The 20,277-nt window shown below is 75.6% G+C and carries 17 protein-coding genes; 7 read left to right on the forward strand and 10 right to left on the reverse strand.

Annotated features, from left to right (window positions below; translation table 11 throughout):
- Positions 1 to 32 precede the first annotated feature (32 nt).
- Complete coding sequence (locus ACGFI2_RS00170) at positions 33 to 818, forward strand: S-adenosyl-l-methionine hydroxide adenosyltransferase family protein (protein ID WP_393510007.1); 786 nt, start codon at positions 33 to 35, stop codon at positions 816 to 818.
- Between the two features lie 13 nt (positions 819 to 831).
- On the opposite strand, the gene ACGFI2_RS00175 is transcribed toward ACGFI2_RS00170, so the two are convergent.
- Positions 832 to 2,079: a hypothetical protein gene (locus ACGFI2_RS00175; protein ID WP_393508153.1), complete on the reverse strand. Its 1,248-nt coding sequence runs from the start codon at positions 2,077 to 2,079 to the stop codon at positions 832 to 834.
- A 106-nt stretch (positions 2,080 to 2,185) separates the two neighbouring features.
- Here ACGFI2_RS00175 and ACGFI2_RS00180 point away from each other — a divergent pair, with 106 nt between their 5' ends.
- Positions 2,186 to 2,977 carry a DNA-formamidopyrimidine glycosylase family protein gene (locus ACGFI2_RS00180; RefSeq protein ID WP_393508156.1) on the forward strand — a complete coding sequence of 264 codons (792 nt, stop codon included), beginning with the start codon at positions 2,186 to 2,188 and terminating at the stop codon, positions 2,975 to 2,977.
- A 170-nt stretch (positions 2,978 to 3,147) separates the two neighbouring features.
- On the forward strand, positions 3,148 to 6,792 hold the full coding sequence (locus tag ACGFI2_RS00185) for a fibronectin type III domain-containing protein (RefSeq protein WP_393508159.1): 3,645 nt from the start codon (positions 3,148 to 3,150) through the stop codon (positions 6,790 to 6,792).
- Between the two features lie 70 nt (positions 6,793 to 6,862).
- On the opposite strand, the gene ACGFI2_RS00190 is transcribed toward ACGFI2_RS00185, so the two are convergent.
- The 7 genes from ACGFI2_RS00190 to ACGFI2_RS00220 all read right to left on the reverse strand — a co-directional run bounded on the left by ACGFI2_RS00190 (position 6,863) and on the right by ACGFI2_RS00220 (position 12,954).
- Complete coding sequence (locus tag ACGFI2_RS00190; RefSeq protein ID WP_393508162.1) at positions 6,863 to 7,624, reverse strand: hypothetical protein; 762 nt, start codon at positions 7,622 to 7,624, stop codon at positions 6,863 to 6,865.
- Between the two features lie 16 nt (positions 7,625 to 7,640).
- On the reverse strand, positions 7,641 to 8,492 hold the full coding sequence (locus ACGFI2_RS00195) for a PspA/IM30 family protein (RefSeq protein WP_393508165.1): 852 nt from the start codon (positions 8,490 to 8,492) through the stop codon (positions 7,641 to 7,643).
- Positions 8,493 to 8,619: 127 nt separating this feature from the next.
- Positions 8,620 to 9,069 carry a helix-turn-helix domain-containing protein gene (locus ACGFI2_RS00200; protein WP_393508168.1) on the reverse strand — a complete coding sequence of 150 codons (450 nt, stop codon included), beginning with the start codon at positions 9,067 to 9,069 and terminating at the stop codon, positions 8,620 to 8,622.
- Between the two features lie 170 nt (positions 9,070 to 9,239).
- Positions 9,240 to 9,785 (reverse strand): CinA family protein, encoded by a 546-nt coding sequence (locus ACGFI2_RS00205; RefSeq protein ID WP_393508170.1) that lies wholly within the window; start codon positions 9,783 to 9,785, stop codon positions 9,240 to 9,242.
- 50 nt (positions 9,786 to 9,835) lie between these two features.
- Complete coding sequence (pgsA, locus tag ACGFI2_RS00210) at positions 9,836 to 10,417, reverse strand: CDP-diacylglycerol--glycerol-3-phosphate 3-phosphatidyltransferase (RefSeq protein ID WP_393510010.1); 582 nt, start codon at positions 10,415 to 10,417, stop codon at positions 9,836 to 9,838.
- 47 nt (positions 10,418 to 10,464) lie between these two features.
- Positions 10,465 to 11,967 (reverse strand): 30S ribosomal protein S12 methylthiotransferase RimO, encoded by a 1,503-nt coding sequence (gene rimO, locus ACGFI2_RS00215; RefSeq protein WP_393508173.1) that lies wholly within the window; start codon positions 11,965 to 11,967, stop codon positions 10,465 to 10,467.
- Between the two features lie 63 nt (positions 11,968 to 12,030).
- Positions 12,031 to 12,954, reverse strand: a complete 924-nt coding sequence (locus ACGFI2_RS00220; protein ID WP_393508176.1) for an ornithine cyclodeaminase family protein — start codon at positions 12,952 to 12,954, stop codon at positions 12,031 to 12,033.
- Positions 12,955 to 13,168: 214 nt separating this feature from the next.
- Between ACGFI2_RS00220 and ACGFI2_RS00225 the strand changes: the two genes are divergently transcribed.
- Positions 13,169 to 13,483, forward strand: coding sequence for a DMT family transporter (locus ACGFI2_RS00225; protein WP_393508179.1), 315 nt, complete (start codon positions 13,169 to 13,171; stop codon positions 13,481 to 13,483).
- An 86-nt stretch (positions 13,484 to 13,569) separates the two neighbouring features.
- On the forward strand, positions 13,570 to 13,815 hold the full coding sequence (locus tag ACGFI2_RS00230; RefSeq protein ID WP_393508182.1) for a hypothetical protein: 246 nt from the start codon (positions 13,570 to 13,572) through the stop codon (positions 13,813 to 13,815).
- Positions 13,816 to 13,872: 57 nt separating this feature from the next.
- Here the strand turns inward: ACGFI2_RS00230 and ACGFI2_RS00235 are convergent, their stop codons facing one another.
- Positions 13,873 to 16,320 (reverse strand): DNA translocase FtsK, encoded by a 2,448-nt coding sequence (locus ACGFI2_RS00235; RefSeq protein WP_393508184.1) that lies wholly within the window; start codon positions 16,318 to 16,320, stop codon positions 13,873 to 13,875.
- Between the two features lie 113 nt (positions 16,321 to 16,433).
- Here ACGFI2_RS00235 and ACGFI2_RS00240 point away from each other — a divergent pair, with 113 nt between their 5' ends.
- The gene (locus ACGFI2_RS00240; protein ID WP_393508187.1) at positions 16,434 to 16,913 is read left to right on the forward strand and encodes a YbjN domain-containing protein; all 480 of its coding nucleotides are present in this window, start codon (positions 16,434 to 16,436) and stop codon (positions 16,911 to 16,913) included.
- Positions 16,910 to 18,490 carry a YbjN domain-containing protein gene (locus tag ACGFI2_RS00245; protein WP_393508190.1) on the forward strand — a complete coding sequence of 527 codons (1,581 nt, stop codon included), beginning with the start codon at positions 16,910 to 16,912 and terminating at the stop codon, positions 18,488 to 18,490. The genes ACGFI2_RS00240 and ACGFI2_RS00245 overlap by 4 nt, the downstream gene beginning before the upstream one ends.
- A 202-nt stretch (positions 18,491 to 18,692) precedes the next feature.
- On the opposite strand, the gene ACGFI2_RS00250 is transcribed toward ACGFI2_RS00245, so the two are convergent.
- Complete coding sequence (locus ACGFI2_RS00250; protein ID WP_393508193.1) at positions 18,693 to 20,240, reverse strand: S1 family peptidase; 1,548 nt, start codon at positions 20,238 to 20,240, stop codon at positions 18,693 to 18,695.
- Positions 20,241 to 20,277: the final 37 nt, after the last annotated feature.

The following is a 20,277-nucleotide window of genomic DNA, read 5'->3' on the forward strand; positions in this document are numbered from 1 at the left end:
TGCCGAACCCCTGAGGAGGACGGATGGTCGGAATTCACGCGCGGCCGTGGGTCTCGCTCACCACCGACTACGGGCTCTCCGACGGCTTCGTGGCGGCCTGCCACGGGGTCCTCGCCCGGCTCGCCCCGACCGCCCGGGTGATCGACGTGACGCACCTGGTGCCGCCGGCCGACGTCCGGCGGGGCGCGGCGGTGCTCGCGCAGACCGTGCCGTACCTGCCGGTCGGGGTGCACGTCGGGGTGGTCGACCCGGGGGTCGGCACCGAGCGGCGCGGGATCGCACTGGCCACTCCCGGCGGCCTGCTGGTGGGGCCGGACAACGGGCTGCTGGTCCCGGCGGCCGAGGCGCTCGGCGGGGTGACCGCCGCGGTGGAGCTGACCAACCCGGAGTGGCTCGCGCCGAAGGTTTCCCGCACCTTCCACGGGCGGGACGTGTTCGCGCCGGTGGCGGCCCGGCTGGCGCTGGGCGCGCCGCTGGCCGGGGCCGGGCCGGCCGTCGACCCGGCTGCCCTGGTCCGGCTGCCGGAGCCGGTGGTCCGCGCGGACGCGGGCGGGTTCGCCGCCGAGGTGCTGACCGTCGACCACTTCGGCAACGTCCAGCTCGCCGCGCCCGGTGCGCTGCTCGACCGGCTGCCGGCCCGGGTGCGGGTGAGCGGCCGGCCGGCCGTGCGCGGCCGTACGTTCGGCGACGCCGCGCCGGGTGAGCTGGTGGTGTACGTCGACTCGGCCGCTCTGGTGGCGGTCGCGGTGCGCACCGGCCGCGCGGTCGACCTGCTCGGCGTCGCGCCGGGCGATCTGGTCGCCGTGACCGGCGACTGAGCCGACCCCGTCGTCAGCAGCGCGGCGCCGTCCCGCCGGAGGTCGTGGACAGGTACGCGTAACTCACGTACAGCCCACCCACCAACCGGTACCACCGGGTCGTGGTGCGGTACGGCCCGGCGATCCGCTGCCCGGTCAGGTAGCACTCGATCGGCACCTGCGCGTACGTGGCGGCCAGGCCCCGGCTCGGGTAGGACGTGCCGGCCCCGCTGCGCAGGTTCAGCGGCCCGGAGCCGACCACGCCCCGGAGCCCGCCGGCCGTCCAGAGCAGAGTCACCGTGACCCAGGCGTTGTCGGTGAGCCGCAGCCCGTCCCAGAACGTGCCGTCGGCCAGGTCGAGACCGGCCGGGTTGCGCACGGTCCGCCCGAACTGGTCCCGCCCGCCGTTGTATCCGGTCTGGTAGGCGGCCTGTGCCTCGGGCATGCCCTGCGGCAGGTCCCGCCAGTTCTCCCGGACGGTCGGGGGGTTCCACCAGTCGTCCCGGGTGTTCCACGGGCCGACGTCCCAGACCGGCGCGTACTCGCAGCGGCTGCCGCTGGTGGTGCAGACCCTGACCGTGTAGTCGCCGGTCCCGCGCGGGGAGAGGCCGCGCCGGGTGGGCAGCGCCGCGAAGTGGTCGCGGACGCCGACGGTGTGCCCGTTGGCGGTGATGCCGCCGACGAGGCCGATCCTGGTCGCGTACACCCGGTAGGTGCCCGCGACGGCCGGCAGGGCGGCGGTGGCGGCGGCCCGGTCGGCGGCGAGGGTCAGCCCGGTCACGGTGGCCTCGGCCGCGGCGTCCGGCGTGGTCAGCACGACGCGGGCCTGGACCCGGGTGACCGGCTGGTCGAAGACCGCCTCGGCGGCGTCGCGCCACTCGGTCCAGCGGCCGGACCGCCAGCCGCGTACCTGGGCCGTCGCGGTGCCGCCGTCGCGGGTGCGGGCGGCGAGCCGGGCGCGTACCCGGGTGGCGGGCCGGTCCAGCGCGCGCGGCGCGGAGAGCAGGATGCCCTCGGCGACCGGGCCGGCCGCGGCGGCGGGCCGGCTGCGGGCGGTGGGGCGGGGGTGGGCCAGCCGCAGGCGGCCGGATCGCCAGGTGACGTTGACGTCGTCACCGCCGGCGACGGCGAGGTCGGCGGACCAACGTTCGGCGCCGGGCGCGGCGGCGGCCGACGGTGCGGCGAGCGCCGGTGGCGCGGCCGACGCGGGGGTGCCGGGCACGGCGGCGGTCAGGGGGAGCAGGGCGGTCAGGGCAACCAGGGTACGGCGGGCACGGGCCATCGATTCTCCTCAGAACCCCCTGATCCTTGCCGCCTATCGGGTGAATAGGAACATAGGTACAAATAGCGAAACATGCGAATTTCGTTCGGTCGGGGAGAATGGTGGCGTGCCCGAAGGTGACACCGTCTGGAACACCGCCCGCGTCCTGGAACGCGCGCTGGCCGGGGCCCGCCTCACCGGGTCGGACTTCCGCGTGCCGCAGCTCGCCACCACCGACCTGGCCGGCTGGGCCGTCCGCGAGTCGGCCAGCCGCGGCAAGCACCTGCTGCTGCGCCTGGGCGACCCGGCCGGCGAGGACTGGACGCTGCACTCGCACCTGCGGATGGACGGCGCCTGGCGGGCGTACGCGCCGGGTGAGCGGTGGACGGCCCGGCCGGCCCACCTGATCCGGGTGGTCCTGCGCTCCCCCGGCGCGGTCGCGGTCGGCTACCACCTGCACGAGGTGGCGCTGGTCCGGACCGCCGAGGAGGCGTCGCTGGTCGGGCATCTCGGCCCGGACCTGCTCGGCCCGGACTGGGACCCGGACCAGGCGGTCCGCCGGCTGGCCGCGCACCCGGAGCAGAGCATCGGTGAGGCGCTGCTCGACCAGCGCAACCTGGCCGGGGTGGGCAACCTCTACAAGTGCGAGGTGCTCTTCCTGCGCGGGGTGTCGCCGTGGACGCCGGTGCGGGCGGTGCCCGACCTGGCCGGCACGGTCACGCTGGCCCAGCGGCTGCTCGCGGCCAACCGGGGCCGCTGGACGCAGAGCACCACCGGGGTGCTGCGCCGGGGCGGGACCAGTTACGTCTACGGCCGCCGAGCGCAGCCGTGCCGGCGCTGCGGGACGGCGATCCGCAAGGAGGAGCTGGGCGAGCGCGTCACCTACTGGTGCCCGGCCTGCCAGCCGGAACGTGGATGACGTGGAACTTCCACGAACCGCCTAAGATCACCCGAGATACGGACGATTGGGTAATTCCCTCCCACGCCTTCGGTGTCGCATGCTGCGGTGGACCGCTCACCGATCGTCAGCAGCGCGTACGCCCGCCACGCCGGGGTGACGGCCGGCGCGCCCCGATCCCGGGGAGAGCCATGGTGCTGTTCCGCAGACTCCGGCCCGGCCGGCCGGACCGGGCCGCCACGGTCGCCGAGGAGACCGCGCCCACCGTTCCCACCGCCCGCGCCGCCGACCAGGATCCGACCGCACCGACCGCACCGCTCGAGCCGGCGGCGCTGGCCGAGCCGGCCAGCCTGGACCCGGCCGCCGTGCCGCGCCTGTTCGGGCCGGTGCCGAACACCGCCGGCAGCCCGCTGCCCGCGCTCGACCCGGACGGCCGGCCGGTGCCCGGCACCGGCATCCGCAAGTTCGTCGACCCGCTGCCGCTGCCCGGCCGGCCGGCCACCGCCGGGCTCGGCGCCCGGCTGCCGGTCGCGGTGCCGGACACCATCACCTGGCCGGGCTGCGACTACTACGAGATCGGCCTCCAGGAGTACGCGCAGCGCCTGCACCGGGACCTGCCGGCCACCCGGCTGCGCGGCTACCGCCAGCTCAACCTGGGCACCGACGCGTCCGGCCACAACACGGTGAGCCCGCCCGACCGGCCCTGGCACCTCGGCCCGATGATCGTGGCCCGGCGCGGCCGGCCGGTGCGGATCAAGTTCATCAACCAGCTCCCCACCGGCCGGGCCGGCGAGCTGTTCCTGCCGGTCGACGAGACGGTCGACGGGGCCGGCGCCGGACCGCTGGGCGGCCCCGCGCCGTACCCGCAGAACCGGGCGGTGCCGCACCTGGCCGGCGCGCGGACCGGATGGATCAGCGCCGGCAACCCGTGGCAGTGGGTGACCCCGGCCGGCGAGATCACCCCGTACCCGGTCGGGGTGGGCGTGACGCCGGTGCCGGACATGCCGGCCCCCGGCGCGGGCGCCACCACGCTCTACTTCCCGAACGACCAGAGCGGCCGGCTGATGTGGCTGCACGACAACACGCTGGGCCTGTCCCGGCTCACCGTCTACTCCGGACAGCTCGCCCTCTACCTGCTCACCGACCCGGCCGAGGAGCGGCTGGTGGACGACGGCGTGCTTCCCGCCGACCAGCTCCCGCTGGTGATCGAGGACAAGACGTTCGTGCCCGACGACGCCCAGCTCGCCGCCCAGGACCCGACCTGGGACCGGGACCGCTGGGGCGCCAAGGGCAGCCTCTGGCACCCGCACGTCTACCAGCCCCGGCAGAACCCGTACCGGCTCAACGGCACCAACCCGACCGGCCGCTGGGACTACGGGCCGTGGGCGCACGACCCGGACGGCGGGGCGAGCCCGTGGGTCGCCCCGGTGCCGAACCCGCACCACGACCCGGTCACCGACCCGGACGAGCCGCCGCTGGTCCCCGGCGTGCCGCACCCCTCGGCGGTCCCGGAGGCGTACGGGGACACCCCGCTGGTCAACGGCGTGGCCTACCCGTACCTGGAGGTCGCCCCGCGGGCGTACCGGTTCCGGATCCTGAACGCCTGCGCCGACCGGGCGCTCAACCTCCAGCTCTACCGGGCCGCCTCGGACGGGCCGATGTGGACGCCGGACGGCGGCCCCGGCGATCCGCGCGCCGGCGAGGTGCCGATGGTCGAGGCGGTCCGGACCCCCGGACGGCCGGCGTACTGGCCGGTCGACGGGCGCGACGGGGGTGTGCCCGACCCGGCCGCCGCCGGGCCGGAGCTGATCCAGATCGGCAACGAGGGCGGCCTGCTGCCGGCCCCGGTGGTGCTGGCCAACCGGCCGGTCGACTACCGGTACGACCGGCAGGACCCGACCGTGCTCAACGTGGACGGGCACGCGCTGCTGCTCGCCCCGGGCGAGCGTGCCGACGTGCTGGTGGACTTCTCGACCGTGCCGCCGGGCGGCACCCTGATCCTCTACAACGACTGCCCGGCGCCGCTGCCCCGGTTCGACCCCCGCCACGACCACCACACCGGCGCCCCGGACCGCACCGGCTCGGGCGGCCTGCCGCCGGCCCACCCCGGCTACGGTCCGAACACCCGAACGCTGCTCCAGATCCGGGTCACCGGCACCCCGGCGACCCGGTACGACCTGCGGCGGCTCGCCGCCCGGCTGCCCGGCGCGTACGCGCGGAGCCAGCCGCCGCCGATCGTGCCGCAACCCGCGTACGACCGGGCGTTCGGCACCCGTACCGCCGGACCGACACTCGTCCCGGCGCGGGCCGCCTCGGTCACGTTCACCCCGACCGGCGCGTCCGCCCCGGTCACGCTGCCGCTGTCGGTGAAGTCGGTCGGGCAGGTGTTCGAGCCCCGACACGGCCGGGCGGTGGGGCGGCTCGGCGTCGGCCACCCGGTCGGCGGTCCGCTCGCCCCGGCCGTCCTGCCGCTCGGACCCACCGAGCCGGCCACCGAGGTGCTGTTCGTGACCGACCCGACCGTGCCGGTGGGCACGCCGGCGGACGGCACCCAGCTCTGGCGGATCGTCGGCGACGCGGACCGCACCCATCCGGTGCACGTCGAGGGCTGCGACGTGCAGCTGGTCAACCGGGTCGGCTGGGACGGCACGCTCCGCCCGCCGGAGGAGGGCGAACTGGGGTGGAAGGACACCGTCCGGGTCAATCCCCGGGAGGACGTGGTCGTGGCGCTGCGTCCCGTCCCGCCCAGCCTGCCGTTCACCATCGGCGACAGCGTACGGCTGCTCGACCCGACCCGGCCGGCCGGCGCGCGACTGGACGCCGGCGGGGTCAGCCCGGTCGACGGTCGGCCCACCTTGGTGGTCAACCAACTGGTCAACCTGGGCTGGGAGTATCGCTGGCAGACCCGCTCGGCGGGGCTGCGCGACCAGGGCATGAGCCGGCCGCTGGTGCTGCGGGTGACGCCCCGGGCGCCGACCGGGCTGACCACGACCCCGGCCCCGGGCTCGGCGACCGCGCTGCCCGCCATCGCGCTGACCTGGACCGGCAACGGCAGCCGCCCACCGGCCACCAGCCACCGGCTGCAACGCGCCACCGACAGCGCCTTCACCGCCGGCCTCACCGAGATCACCGTGGCCGCCACCGCCAGCCGCTACACGGATGCGACGGTCACCCCCGGCGTCACCTACCACTACCGGATCCGGGCCGAGAACGCGGTGAGCTGCTCGGCCTGGTCGAACAGCGCACCGGCCTCGGTGCGGCTGGCCGCGCCCGCCCGGCTGACCGCGTCGGTGCCGCCGGCCGCGCCGGCGCGGGTGGCGCTGCGCTGGACGAACCACTCCTTCGCCACCGGGGTGGACGTGCAGCGGGCCACCAACCCGACGTTCACCAGCGGGCCGGGCACCACGGCGATCGCCGTCGGCGAGACCCACCTGGACCCGGCCGTCGCCCCGGACACCACCTACTACTACCGGGTACGGACGACGTATCTGGGTGCGGCGTCACCCTGGTCGACGGTGGCCACGGTGAGCATCCCACCCCGCCCGGCCGCGCCCACCGGGGTGGCCGCCACCACCGGCACGCCGTCGGAGGACACGGCCACGGTGACCCTGAGCTGGTCGGCCGAGGCGCCGGCCGGGCCGGGCGCCGGGTTCGTCGTGCAGCGCGCCGCCGACGCGACGTTCACCCGGGAGCCGACCACCTTCCGGGTGACCGGCCGGGGCTTCACCAACACCGGCCTGGCCCGCGGCGTCACCTACCACTACCGGGTCCGCGCGACGAACGTCGTCGGCACCTCCGCCTGGACCCCCCCGATCCCCGTCACCACCCCGGACTGACCCGGGTCGGCGCGCCGCCCGTGCGCCGGCCGGGGGCGCGGTCGGACGCATGGACGGGCGCGGGCGGCGGTCAGGGGGTGCGCAGGGGGGTGCGGAGTTCGGCCAGGGCGGCGGCGACGCCGTGCAGCAGGTCGGTGGCCTCGGTGAGGCGGGCCGCGGCCGGGTGTGCGGTGTTGGGGCGGGCGTCCTCGGCGACGTAGCCGGCGGCGGCGACCACCAGCCGCTCGTAGGCGGCCACGCCGTCCTCCAACTGGGCGACAAGCGTGGCGTGCACCTCGGCGAGCGGACCCCGCGGGGCCAGCTTCACCGCGCCCTCCACGCTCGCCACCCGGTTGGCCAGCTCGCGCAGGGAACTGTCCGCCTCGGCCGCCTCCCGGACCGCCGGCTCGGCCAGCCCGGTCAGCCGGCCGGCCAGCCCGCCCAGGGTGAGCGCGGCCCGGTCCAGCCGGGCCCACGGTTCGGCCGCGGCGGTGCCGCGCAGCGCGAGGCGGGAGCGGACCCGGCGTACCTCGGCCAGGACGCCCGGGCCCACGGGCAGCCGTTCCACGGCGGCGACCAGCCGGGCGCGGGAGCGGGCGGCGGCCACGGCCGGGTCGAGCGCCGGCGGGGCCGGCACGGCGGCGAGGGCGCGGTGGTCGGCCCAGCGCCAGACGGCGACCGCGATCGCGCTGCCCGCGGCGCCGGCCCAGGCCGCGTCCGGCAGACCCAGCCCGGCGTACGGGGTGAGCACCGCGGCGGCGCCGCCGAGCCCACCGGCCAGGACGCTCCACCGCCGCGCCGAGCGCCGCAGCCTGCCCAGCCGGCGGAAGTGTCGCGCCCGCTCGTCCACCATGGGTCTCCCCCGTCCGTCAGCCGGTGGTGCTCTCCCCGGCGCCGCGATCCCGGCTCATGCTGGCCCGGATCTCGTCCAACCGAGCGGCGGCCGCCGGGTCGGTCGGCTGCCCCACCGCCGGGCGCTCCTGCCGGCCGCCGAGCTGGTCGCCGGCCATGCTCGACCGGATCTGTTCCAGTCTGGCCGACCCGGCCGAGTCGAGCGTCGCCTTCTGGATCTCCAGCATCCGGCCCTCGACCGAGTTGCCGGCCAACTCGGCCCGGCCCATGGCGGTGGCGTAGCGGCGCTCGATCCGGTCGCGCACCTCGTCCAGCGAGGGGGTGCTGGCCGGCGCGGTGAGCGACGACATCGACTCCAGCGAGCGGGCCACGCTCTCCTGCATCTTGGCCTGTTCGAGCTGGCTGAGCAGCTTGGTGCGCTCGGCGAGCTTCTGCTGCAGGATCATCGAGTTGTTCTCGACCGCCTTACGGGCCTGCGCGGCGGCGCCGAGCGCCTGGTCGTGCAGCGTCTTGAGGTCCTCCAGCGCCTGCTCGCCGGAGACCAGCTGGGTGGCGAGCAACTGGGCGGACTGCTCGTAGCGCCCCGCCTCGGTCTCGTCGCCGCGGCCCCGGGCCTGGTCGGCCAGCGCGAGCGCCTGCCGCGCGTTGCCCTGGAGCTGCTCCACCTCGGTGATCTGCCGGGACAGCTTCATCTCCAGCTGGCGCTGGTTGCCGATCACCGCCGCCGCCTGCTGGACCAGCGCCTGGTGCTGCCGCTGCGCCTCCTCGACCGCCTGCTGGATCTGCACCTTCGGATCGGCGTGCTCGTCGATCTTCGCGCCGAAGAGCGCCATCAGGTACTTCCAACCCTTGACGAACGGGTTCGCCATCTCCGCCTCGTCCCCTCAGTAGCGTCGCGCCTACATCGTCCCAGTCGGACGCCACCTCCGGCACCCGTACGATCCTGATCAACACTACGACGCGAGCGCCAGTGGCGGCCATGCGCGACCGGGCAGGTCAGGCGGCGCAGACCACGTCCCGCTCGGCGGGGCGCACCCGGGTGCTGCGCAGCGTCGCCTTGAGCGGCGAGTCCTGCCGGACCTGGACGGCCACCGCGCCGTCGGAGGTGACCTGCCGGACCCCACGGTTCGTCGCCTTGCGCACGGCGGACTGAGCCACCGGCGTCGACTCGACCGGCTCGTCGACCATCGGCACCAGCACTCCCGGCATCTGCTCGGCCAGGGCGACCGTGTCGCTCACCTCGCGCAGCAGCTCCGACAGGCGGGCGCCGAGCGCGTCGCAGATCGCGGCCAGCAGCTCGCTGGAGGGCTCCTTCTGGCCGCGTTCGATCTCGGAGAGGTAACCGAGGCTGACGTTGGCGGCGGACGAGACCTCGCGGAGGGTGCGGTGCTGCCCCTGCCGGCGCGCCCGCAGTGCGTCACCGATCACCCGGCGTAGCAGGACCATCGCACCTCCCCCTGAAACGGGTCACCATGCCCGACCGACAGCGCCGCGCCGGAGCCTTCCCGCAACCGTACCCGTTGACCGCCACGACGACATCCCACCCTGCCTGTCCAATCCCGCCGAACCGGCCGACGCCACGCCCCCGGGGCCGGGCGGGTCGGCGCCGGACGGGATCACCGCCGGCCGGTGCCCGCCGGGTCGGCCGGCTCGGCGTCGCGGGCCTGGATCCGGTCGGCGAGCAGGCGCAACGCCTCGATCACCGCGGCGTCGCGGATGTGCTCGCGACCGCCGTCGAGGTCGAGCCGGCGCACCTCGGCGCCGGCCGGGCCGGCGACCGCCACGTAGACCAAGCCCACCGGCTTGCCGTCCTGCGGCTCCGGACCGGCCACCCCGGTGGTGGCCAGCCCCCAGACCGCGTCGCAGCGCTGCCGCCCGCCCTCGGCGAGCGCGACGGCCACGTCCGGGTCCACCGGCCCACGCGCCGCCAGCAGGTCCTCGGGTACGCCGGCCAGCGTCGCCTTGAGTTCGGTGGCGTAGACCACCAGCCCGCCCCGGTAGATGGAACTGACCCCGGCGATCTCCACGATCGCGGCGGCGAGCAGGCCGCCGGTCAGCGACTCGACGGTGGCCAGCGTCTCGCCGCGGTCGTGCAGGCGGTGCACCACGGACGCCGCCGGGCTGCCGGCGGGCCGCTGGTGTCTCGCATCGGTGTCCTCCATGACCGCCCCTTCTTCCCGCGCCGCGCCGGCTTACTCGTCGGCCGCCCGGATCAACGCGCGGGACGGCGCAGCCGCAGCGCCTGAGCCACGTAGTCGAAGCCGGTGGCCACCGTGACCAGCACGGCGGCGCCCATGATCCAGGGGCCGACCGGGGCCAGCACGGCCGGCATCGGCCAGAGGTACCAGGTGATCGCCAGGATCTGCAGGGCTGTCTTGATCTTGCCGCCCCGGCTGGCCGCGATCACCCCGTGCCGGATCACCCAGAAGCGCATCGCGGTGATGCCCAGCTCCCGGACCAGGATCACCACGGTCACCCACCAGGGCAGCATGTCGTACCAGGAGAGCAGCACCAGCGCGGCGCCGGTGAGGGCCTTGTCGGCGATCGGGTCGGCGACCTTGCCCAGCGAGGTGACCAGCTCGAACCGGCGGGCGATCCACCCGTCGACCAGGTCCGTCGCGGAGGCCACCACGAAGATCAGGCAGGCCGCCATCCGCCAGCCAGCGTGGCTCATCCCGGACGCCACCACGGTCACCGCGAACACCGGTACCAGCACCAGCCGCGCCGCGGTCAGCAGGTTCGCGGCATTGAGCAGCGGCACGGGGGCGGCCACCGTCGACTCCGCCCCGGTCATGTCCGGCATCGCCCCACGTGGCTTCCCCGCTCCGTCCGGGCCCGCCGTCACCGTACCGCGCCGGGCGCCGCCGAGATCATCTCATCCGGCACGGCGAGCAGGTCGACACCTTCGGTGGCGGTCACCCGGGCCCGGACCAGGTCACCCGGGCGCAGCGCGGCCAGGTCGACCCCGCCGCCGTCCGGCGCGACGAGCGTGGTCGACCCGTCGACCTCGGGCGCCTGGTGGGCGGCCCGGCCCTCGACCACCCCGTCGGCGACGGTGTCCACCAGCACCTCCACGGTCGAGCCGAGCCGCTCCTCGGCCCGCTGCGAGCACAGCTCGTCGGCGAGCGCGCCGAGCTTGTCGTAGCGCCGCTTGACCGTGCCGGCGGAGACCTTGCCGGGCAGCCCGGCGGCCTCGGTGCCGTCCTCGTCGCTGTAGTCGAACATGCCGATCGCGTCGAGCCGCGCCTCGGTCAGGAACCGGACCAGCTCGGCCACGTCCCGCTTCGTCTCGCCGGGGAAGCCGACGATGAAGTTGCTCCGCGCGCCGGCCTCCGGCGCCAGCGCGCGGGCCGAGGCCAGCAGCTCCAGGAACCGGTCGGTGGAGCCGAACCGCCGCATCCGGCGCAGCACCGGCTCGCTGGAGTGCTGGAACGACAGGTCGAAGTAGGCGGCCACGCCGGGCGTGGTGGCGATCACCTCGACCAGGCCGGGCCGGGTCTCGGCGGGCTGGAGGTAGCTGGCCCGCACCCGCACGATCCCGTCGATCGCGGCGAGCTGCGGCAGCAGCTTCTCCAGCGCGCGCGGGTCGCCCAGGTCCTTGCCGTAGGAGGTGGAGTTCTCGCTGACCAGCACCAGCTCACGGACGCCGGTCTTGGCCAGCCACTCGGCCTCGGCGAGCAGCTCGTCCGGGGTACGCGAGACGAACGCCCCGCGGAACGCCGGGATGGCGCAGAACGCGCACCGCCGGTCGCAGCCGCTGGCCAGCTTCAGCGAGGCCACCGGGCCGGTGTCGAGCCGGTGCCGCAGCACCTGCCGCAGGTGCGCCGGGGTGTGCGCGTCGGTCTCCGGCGCGACCCGGGTCGGGGTGCCGTGGCCGGGCAGCGACACCACCGCCTCGCGACGCTTCACCGGGGTCAGCGGGAGCAGCTCACGCCGGTCGCGCGGGGTGTGCGCGGCGATCGCCTCACCGGCCACCACCGCGTCGAGCCGGGCCGCGATGTCCGGGTAGTCGTCGAAGCTCAGCACCGCCTGCGCCTCGGGGAGGCTGTCGGCCAGCTCACGCCCGTACCGCTCGGCCATGCAGCCGGCGGCGACCACCTTGGCGCCGGTGTCGGCGGCGGCCAGCAGCGTCTGGATCGAGTCCTGCTTGGCCTTCTCCACGAAGCCGCAGGTGTTCACCACCACCACGTCGGCGCCCTCGCCGTCGGTGGTCACCTGCCAGCCGTCGGCGTGCAGCCGGGCGGCCAACTCCTCCGAGTCGACCTCGTTGCGGGCGCAGCCCAGGGTCAGCAGGGCGACCCGGCGCCCGTCGGATGGCAAGGAGGAGGAGGCAGCAGACACCATCCGAGGGTACAGGTGCAAGGAAGGGCCCCTTCTTAACGCCTGCGGTAGGGAGGGGATCCCCTCTCACCGCGCCGGGGTGAGCGCGCGGGCGAGGCGGTCGAGGAGGAAGACCTCGGTGCCGGCCAGGCCGGTCGAGCAGAAGACCGAGACCTGGTCCGCGCCGGTCCGGCCGGGGACCGCCCCGGCCAGCACCGCGCCCAGGTCACGCAGCCGCCCGGCGTACGGCTCGACGGCCGCGAGCATCGGCGGCGCGTACGCGGCGGCCTGCCCCGGCGAGTCGGTGACCAGCAGGTCGGCGACGTCGAGCAGGTCAGTGCCGAACTCGTGCCGGTCGACCTGCTTGAAGCCGACGGTGTTGACGTGCGTGCCCGGGGCCAGGTCGGCGGCGGACAGCACCGGGGAGGTGCTGGTGGTGGCGATCACCACGAGGTCGCGGTCGCGCACCGCGGCGGCGGCCGAGTCGACGGCCCGGGCCGGTACGCCCAGCTCGGCCCGGACCCGGACGGCGAACGCCTCCCGCCGGGCGGTGGAGCGGCTGTGCACGGTGACCTCACGCAGCGGCCGGACCGCCGCCGCGGCCCAGACCTGGGTCCACGCCTGGCGGCCGGAACCCAGCACGCCGAGCGTGGCGGCGTCCGGGCGGGCCAGCGCGTCCACGGCGACGCCGCCCAGTCCCCCGGTGCGCCGCGAGCCCAGCTCCTCGCCGACGGCGATGGCGCGGACCGCGCCGGTGGTCGCGTCGTGCAGCACCACCAGCTGTCCGCTCTCCGGGTGCCCGAACGTGTCGTACGAACGGAAGCCGTACCACTCGCCGGTGAGGTGGCCGGCGGTGAGCACCATCCGCCCGGCGCCGAGCGGGGCGGACGCCCGGGGCGGGGCGATCAGCCGCCCGTCGTGCGCGGCCAGCAGCGCGTCCCGCATGGCGGCGACGGTGAGCGGGGCGTCCACGGCCGCCGCGACGTCCTCGTCGGAGAAGAGCACGGTCATGACCCCATCGTGCAACCTCAAGTTCGCGTGAACTCCAGCGGTGGTGGGCTTCGTCACCACGCCGCCCGCCCGGCCCGGCCGGTGCTAGCGTCGGCCACGGCGGTCCACGGCCGCCCCGGACGAGTGGTGGGCGTACCCGGTCAGGCACGACGCCCCGCGGAAACGACCACCGCCCGGTGCGACGCGCCGGGCCCGCCCGTCAGAGGTGACACTCATGGCCTGGATCGTGTTGGTGCTCTCCGGACTGCTGGAGACCGCGTGGGCGATCGCCCTGGACCGCAGCGCCGGCTTCACCCGCCCCCTCCCCACCACCGTCTTCGCCGTCACGCTGATCGCCAGCATGGCCGGCCTGGCGTACGCGCTGCGCGACATCCCGGTCGGCACCGGCTACGCGGTGTGGGTCGGGATCGGCGCGGTGGGCACCGCGTTGGTCGGGATGCTCGCCCTGGGCGAGCCGGCGAACCTGCCCCGGATCGCCTGCCTGCTGCTGGTGGTGGCCGGTGTGGTCGGCCTGAAACTCTTCCACTGACCGATGCGACATCCGGTTTGGACGGCCGGCCGGCCGGGGTAGGTGATCCGCAGCTCACCGAAAGCGATCACCCACGGAGGAACCCCATGGCCGACGTCCACGCCACCGCCCGTCCGCGCAGCGGCGCCGCCCGGATCTGCACCATCATCGCGTTCGTCTTCGCGGCCATCGCGATCTTCATCCTGCCGCCGCTGTTCGGCCTCGTCGGCCTCGTGCTCGGCATCATCGGCGCGGTGCTGGGCGACAAGCCGCTCGGCTGGTACGCCGCCGCCGCCAGTGTCGCCGGCGCCGTGCTCGGCATGATCATCAGCTACGCCGTCCTCAACTCCTGAGCCCACCACGTCCCACGGGCCCGCCGGCCGTCCGGCGGGCCCGTGGCGTGTCCGCCGTCAGTCGCCGCCGCGCAGGCCGGCCAGGACCTCTTCCAGCTCGTCCGGCTTGACCAGCACGTCACGGGCCTTGGAGCCCTCGGAGGGGCCGACCACGCCCCGGGTCTCCATCAGGTCCATCAGCCGGCCCGCCTTGGCGAAGCCGACCCGCAGCTTGCGCTGGAGCATCGAGGTCGAGCCGAACTGCGAGGTGACCACCAGCTCGACCGCCTGCACCAGCAGGTCCAGGTCGTCGCCGATGTCCTCGTCGATCTTCTTCTTGCTGTCCTGCGCCGGGGCGAGCACGTCCGGGCGGAACTCCGGCTCGCGCTGGTCCTTGCAGAACTTGACCACGTCGGCGATCTCGCGCTCGGTCACCCAGGCGCCCTGGATCCGCACCGGCTTCGACGCGCCCATCGGCAGGAACAGACCGTCACCGCGGCCGAGCAGCTTCTCCGCGCCGGGCTGGTCGAGGATGACCCGGGAGTCGGCCAGCGACGAGGTGGCGAACGCGAGCCGGGACGGCACGTTCGCCTTGATCAGGCCGGTGACCACGTCCACCGACGGGCGCTGGGTGGCCAGCACCAGGTGGATGCCGGCGGCGCGGGCCAACTGGGTGATCCGGACGACCGAGTCCTCCACGTCACGCGGCGCGACCATCATCAGGTCGGCCAACTCGTCCACGATCACCAGCAGGTAGGGGTAGGGGCGCATCTCCCGCTCGCTGCCGGGCGGGGCCTTGATCTCGCCGTTGCGCACCTTGCGGTTGAAGTCGTCGATGTGCCGGACCCCGTTGGCGGCGAGGTCGTCGTAGCGCATGTCCATCTCGCGCACGACCCAGTCGAGCGAGTCGGCCGCCTTCTTCGGGTTGGTCACGATCGGCGTGACCAGGTGCGGGATGCCCTCGTAGCCGGTCATCTCGACCCGCTTCGGGTCGATCAGCAACAGCCGCACCTCGTCCGGCGTAGCGCGCGTCAAAACGGACACAAGCAGACTGTTCAGGCAACTCGACTTGCCGGCGCCGGTGGCGCCCGCGATCAGGATGTGCGGCATCTTCGCGAGGTTGGCCACCACGTAGCCGCCCTCGATGTCCTTGCCGAGCGCCACCACCATCGGGTGGTGGTCGCTGGTCGCGGCCCGCGAGCGCAGCACGTCACCGAGCGACACGTTCTCCGGGTCGGTGTTCGGGATCTCCACGCCGACCGCGCTCTTGCCCGGGATCGGGCTGAGGATCCGCACGTCCGGCGACTTCACCGCGTACGCGATGTTGCGGGAGAGTTGGGTGATCCGCTCGACCTTGACGCCCGGTCCCAGCTCGACCTCGTAGCGGGTGACCGTCGGGCCGCGGGTGAAACCGGTGACCGCGGCGTCCACGTCGAACTGCTCGAAGACGCCGGTCAGCGCCGCGATCACCTCGTCGTTGGCCTTGCTCCGGGTCTTCGGCGCGGCCCCACTGCCGAGCAGGTTGGCCGGCGGCAGCGTGTAGTCGCCGGCCAGCCCGGTGAGCGCGAGCTGCTCGGCGCGGGTCGGCAGCGGGGAGTGCTCCGGCGGCTCGACCGGCTTGCGGTTCGCCGGCACCTTGGGCGTCTTGCGCGGCAGCACGATGGTGTCCTGCAGGTCGACGCCGGCCAGCTCGTCGTCCGGGTCCAGCTCCAGCGGGTCCAGCGGTGGCGGGAGCCGCTTCGCCGGCCGCTTGCGGGCCGGCTTCGGCGGTGCCTCGACCTCGTCGGACTCCTCGGGGGCGCCCGGGTCGGCCCGCAACCCGAGCCGCTCCGGGATCCGGTTGATCGGCGTCGCGGTGACCACCAGCAGGCCGAAGACCAGCAGCAGGATCAGCAGCGGCATGGCCACCCAGGCGGTCACCGCGGACTTGAGCAGGTCGCCCACGCCGGCGCCGACCAGGCCGCCCGCGTAGTCGCGCTGGACGTCGTCGACCGGGTTCTGCCCGATGTGCAGCATCGCGGCGGTGGCCAGCAGCATCGAACCCCAGCCCACCAGGCCGCGACCGCGGTGCTCCGGGTCGACCGGGGTACGCATCAGTCGCCACGCGCCGACCATCAACAGCACCGGCAGCACGATCGAGATCGCCCCGACGAAGAGGCGCACGGTGTCGGCCAGGTGCCGGCCCACCGGGCCCGCGGCACCGCCCCAGATGCCCACCGCGGCGAGGATGGCCAGCCCGAACAGCAACAGGCCGGCGCCGTCGCGGCGGTGCTCCGGGTCGAGCTCCCGGGTGGACGCGGCCTGCCGGCCGGCGGCCCGGAACGCCCACCCGACCGAGTGCGCCAGCCCCATCCACAGGGCGTTGACGGCGCCGCCGACGAACGCCGCCGGGCTCGGCCCACGGGCCGGTCGCCGCCGGGCCGGCTTGCGCGCCGTCTTCTTCGCCGGTTGCCGGGCACGGTTGTTCGTGGAGCCACGTGGCGACGCGCCGCGCCGCCGGCTCGCCTGAGAGGTACGGCCCGCCATAGAGTCACGGTAACGGCGGCACCCGGCGGAACGCCGCTTTTCCGGGTCGTGTCCGCGTGTCACAGCACGGATCGGACAGTCGTTTGTGTTATTCGCCTCAGAAGGGATGCCCGATGGCGTCGCCGGAGATCGAGGACGGTCCGGACGGTCCGCTGGCCGGGCATCCGCAGGCGCTGCGACCGCTGACCGGTGAGCTGGTCGCCGCCGTGCTGACCCACCGGGGGTACGCGGTGGTCGAGGAGCCCGACGGCGCCCTGGTCGGCCGCTGGGAACGGAGCCTGATCTGGTTCCACCGGCGGGGCACGGCCGGCGAGCTGCTCCAGGTGCGCACCGTCACCGCGCCCCGGTTCGGCATCGAACGGGTGCCCGAGCTGCACGTCTTCTGCAACACCTGGAACCACGACCGGCTCTGGCCCAAGGCGTACGTGCACGTCGCCGACGACGGGGTGGCCCAGGTCTGCGGCGAGGTCACCATCGACCTGGAGCGCGGGGTCACCCCGCACCAGCTCGACCGGCTGGTCGACGGTGGCGTCACCACCGGCTGCCAGCTCGCCGACGCCGTCGCCGGCCTGCCCGGCGGGTCGGTCCGGTGACCACCGCCCGCGACCGGGGGCTGGCCGCCGCGCTCGCCGACGCCCGGGACCGGCCCGACGGTGAGGAGCGCTGTGCCGAGTTGGCGCGGATCGCCGCCCGTGCCGACGCCACCGGCGACCCGCGTACCGCCCTGTCGGCACGGTTCGCGCTGGTCGAGGCGTACCTGCACCTGGGCGAGCGGTGGCGGACCGTGGAGCCGGTACGCCACCTGCGGGCCACGCTCGCCCGGCACCCCGGGCTGCTCGATGCCCACCCCGACGAGCTGACCCGGCTGCGCCAGCACCAGCGGCAGGCGGTCGAGGCGTTCTTCGGCACCCCCCGGGTCGGGCTGGACCAGGCACGGTCCCTGCTGGACACGCTCGCCGAGGAGCTGGGCCCGGACGCCGCGCCGGTCGCCGAGCTGCGATGCCGGCTCGCCGACCACCTCGGCGACGAGCCGGCCGCCCGGCGCGCGTACGCACACTGGACGGCCGGCGACACGGCGGACCCGGTGGGCGGCTGCCCGGGCTGCGCCCCGGCGCGGCGGGCCGAGCTGCTGACCGGCTGGGGTGAGCCGGAGGCGGCGCTGGCGGCGCTGGCGGCGACCGATCCGGCGGGCTGCACCGACCAGCCCGAACGGTCCCTCGCCACGGGGCTGCTCCCCTGGCTGCGCACCGGCGCGGTGGTGGAGGCGGCGCGGGCCCACGTGCGCGCGTACCGCCGGCACCGCCGGGACCGCGTCGCCTTCCCGCTGCTCGCCGCGCACCTGCGGTTCTGCGCGCTGGGGGGCTACCTGCACCGCGGGCTGGAGCTGCTGACCGAGCAGCTCCCCCGGCTGGACCGCCCGGCCGACGACCTGTCCGCGATGGAGTTCGCCGCGGCGGGCGCGCTGCTCTGCGGGCTGGCCGCGGAGGCCGGTCTCGGCGGGCGACCGATCCACCGCCCCGGACACGGTTCCCGGCCGGCCGCCGAGGTGGACGTGGCCACGCTCGGCGCACAGCTCCAGGCACTGGCCACCGCGTTGGCCGGCAGCTTCGACGCCCGTAACGGCACCGGTCACCAGTCCGGGCGGATCGCCTCCTGGCTTGCCGAACGGCCACTCGCCGCGCCGGTGTCGCTGGCCGCCGAGAGCGAGTTCGACGACGAGCCGACGGTCGACCCGGCCGAGCCCGGCCCGCCCGGCCCGGAGGAACCCGCCCCGCTCGACGTGGCGCTGCTCACCGCCGTGCTGGACGGGCGCGGCGAGCCGTACACGGTGGAGCCGGACGGCACGCTGGTCGGGCGGTGGGGCGACGCGACGATCCAGTTCCGCCGGCTCGGCCGGCGCGGCGACGTGCTGCACGCCCGGGTGGTGGCGGCCCGCCGGCTGCCGGCCGCCCGCCGCGCCGAGGCGTACGCGTTCTGCAACGTCTGGAACCACGACCGGCTGCTGCCCGCCGCCTACGTGCACGAGCCCGGCGACCAGACGTTGGTGCTGGCCGCCGGCATCACCACCGACCTGTCCTGCGGCGTCGCCCCGGTCCAGCTCGCCGTGCTGGTGGCCGCCGCGATCCGCACCGGGACGGCGTACGCCGACGCGGTCGCCGCGCTGCCCTGACCGGCGGCGCCGCCGACACGGCGCGGCCCCCGACCACCGGACGGTGGGAGTGCCCGGAGGACCCGCGCCGCCGACACGGCGCGGCCCCCGACCACCGGACGGTGGGAGTGCCCGGAGGACCCGCGCCGCCGACGCGGCGCGGCCCCCGACCACCGGGCGGTGGGGGTCGGGGGCCGCGGTCCGTGGGGCCGCCGGGCGGCGGTCAGCGGGCGGAGAACGCCAGCGTGTACTCGCCGGAGCCGGCCAGGCCGACGACCCGGTAGCGGTAGGCGCCGGCCGGGGTGTCGGCGGTCAGCCGGACCGGTCCGTCGGCACCTGCGGCGCGGGCCACGGTGCGGAACGCGCCGCCGGTGAAGCGTTGCAGCTCCAGCACCACCCGGGCGCCGTCCGGCGCGGCGACGCAGGCCTCCTGCGCGCCGCCGGCCACCCGGAAGAAGCGGCCGTCCGGCTGCACCTGGGCGCGCCCGGCGGCGATCCGGCCGGTCCGGCTCACCTGGCCGGTGCACTCGGTGTCGGCGGCCGGCGGGACGGGCGGCTCGCTGGCCGGCGGGGCGGTCTCGCCACCACCGGCCGGCGGCTCCGCGGGCGCCTGCTGGCCGCCGGCCGTGACCAGCGTCAGGTTGTTGCGCTGGAGGATCTCGTTGACCGGCTGGAAGAACGTGACGCCGCCCCGGGTGCAGTCGCCGGAGCCGCCGGAGGTGACGCCCTGCGCCTGGTCGCCGGAGAGCCACGACCCGCCGGAGTCACCCGGTTCGGCGCAGACGTCGGTGCGGGTCAGGCCGGTGACCGTCCCCTCCGGATAGTTGACCGTGGCGTTCTTGGCCTGCACCACGCCGCACCGGGTGCCGGTGGTGGAGCCGGAACGGCAGATCGAGGCGCCGACCGGGGCCTCGGTGGAGCCGTTCACCGGCACCGTGCCGCCGTTGAAGTCGTTCACCACGCCCTGCGGCGTCCAGTCGCCGTTGACCTTCACCACGCCCCAGTCGTCACCGGGGAACGAGGAGGCCGAGAACGTGCCCTGGGCGACCCGGTTGGACCCGGTGGTGCGGTCCCCCGGCCGGCCGCAGTGCCCGGCGGTGACGAAGCCACCCACCACCGAGAAGCCGACCGAGCAGCGGCCGGCGTTGTTGATGAAGTAGGCGTCGCCGCCCCGCACGTCGAAGAGCGGGCGGGGGGCCTCGTCGGCGGTACGTACCCGGACCGGGCCGTTGTCCGTCCCACCGGCGGCGGCGAACCGGCGGCCGGCGGCCTCCGCGCCGGGCCGGGCGACCACCACCACGGAGTTGCTGGCCACGTCGACGTACCAGCCGGCGATGTCCGGGCTGGCGTCGGCGCCGGCCGCGTCCAGCCGGGTCTTCACCGCGTCCAGCTCGGCCACGCCGCGCGTGACCCGCTTCGGCACCGCGCCGGCCGCCTCCACCCGCTTCGCCTGGGCCGGGTCGGCGACCGCCACGTTGAGGGTGGCGCCGTCGTCGCTGAGCCAGCTGCCGCCGTAGTCGGCGCCGAGTTCGGTGCGCAGCCTGCTGACCGTGCCGGCAGCCCAGCGTTCCGTGCGCAGCCGGCGTACCGCCTGGTCGCGGGTGAGCGAGAGGTCACGGCCGAGCGCGTCCAGGACCTCCGGGGCGACGCCGTCGGCCGCCGACGTCGCCCGCCGGGGCTCCTCACCGGCGAACGACGGCAGGGTCACCGCCGCCGTCAGTCCGGCCGCCGCCACCACGACGCCGATGGCTGTCATCCGTCTGCGGTCCATCCGCCACGCTCCTCCCGACCGGCGCGGGGGCACGCCG

The organism is Micromonospora sp. NPDC049282, assembly GCF_043197045.1.
Taxonomy (GTDB): Bacteria; Actinomycetota; Actinomycetes; order Mycobacteriales; family Micromonosporaceae; genus Micromonospora.

What these genes read in the sequence shown, in the direction of transcription:
- ACGFI2_RS00220 (WP_393508176.1), bottom strand. Translation starts at nt 12,954, where the DNA reads ATGACCGTGCTCTTCTCCGACGAGGACGTCGCGGCGGCCGTGGACGCC.
- ACGFI2_RS00185 (WP_393508159.1), top strand. Translation starts at nt 3,148, where the DNA reads ATGGTGCTGTTCCGCAGACTCCGGCCCGGCCGGCCGGACCGGGCCGCC.
- ACGFI2_RS00225 (WP_393508179.1), top strand. Translation starts at nt 13,169, where the DNA reads ATGGCCTGGATCGTGTTGGTGCTCTCCGGACTGCTGGAGACCGCGTGG.
- ACGFI2_RS00200 (WP_393508168.1), bottom strand. Translation starts at nt 9,069, where the DNA reads ATGGTCCTGCTACGCCGGGTGATCGGTGACGCACTGCGGGCGCGCCGG.
- ACGFI2_RS00205 (WP_393508170.1), bottom strand. Translation starts at nt 9,785, where the DNA reads ATGGAGGACACCGATGCGAGACACCAGCGGCCCGCCGGCAGCCCGGCG.
- rimO (WP_393508173.1), bottom strand. Translation starts at nt 11,967, where the DNA reads ATGGTGTCTGCTGCCTCCTCCTCCTTGCCATCCGACGGGCGCCGGGTC.
- ACGFI2_RS00240 (WP_393508187.1), top strand. Translation starts at nt 16,434, where the DNA reads ATGGCGTCGCCGGAGATCGAGGACGGTCCGGACGGTCCGCTGGCCGGG.
- ACGFI2_RS00195 (WP_393508165.1), bottom strand. Translation starts at nt 8,492, where the DNA reads ATGGCGAACCCGTTCGTCAAGGGTTGGAAGTACCTGATGGCGCTCTTC.
- ACGFI2_RS00175 (WP_393508153.1), bottom strand. Translation starts at nt 2,079, where the DNA reads ATGGCCCGTGCCCGCCGTACCCTGGTTGCCCTGACCGCCCTGCTCCCC.
- ACGFI2_RS00250 (WP_393508193.1), bottom strand. Translation starts at nt 20,240, where the DNA reads ATGGACCGCAGACGGATGACAGCCATCGGCGTCGTGGTGGCGGCGGCC.
- ACGFI2_RS00190 (WP_393508162.1), bottom strand. Translation starts at nt 7,624, where the DNA reads ATGGTGGACGAGCGGGCGCGACACTTCCGCCGGCTGGGCAGGCTGCGG.
- pgsA (WP_393510010.1), bottom strand. Translation starts at nt 10,417, where the DNA reads ATGACCGGGGCGGAGTCGACGGTGGCCGCCCCCGTGCCGCTGCTCAAT.
- ACGFI2_RS00235 (WP_393508184.1), bottom strand. Translation starts at nt 16,320, where the DNA reads ATGGCGGGCCGTACCTCTCAGGCGAGCCGGCGGCGCGGCGCGTCGCCA.
- ACGFI2_RS00230 (WP_393508182.1), top strand. Translation starts at nt 13,570, where the DNA reads ATGGCCGACGTCCACGCCACCGCCCGTCCGCGCAGCGGCGCCGCCCGG.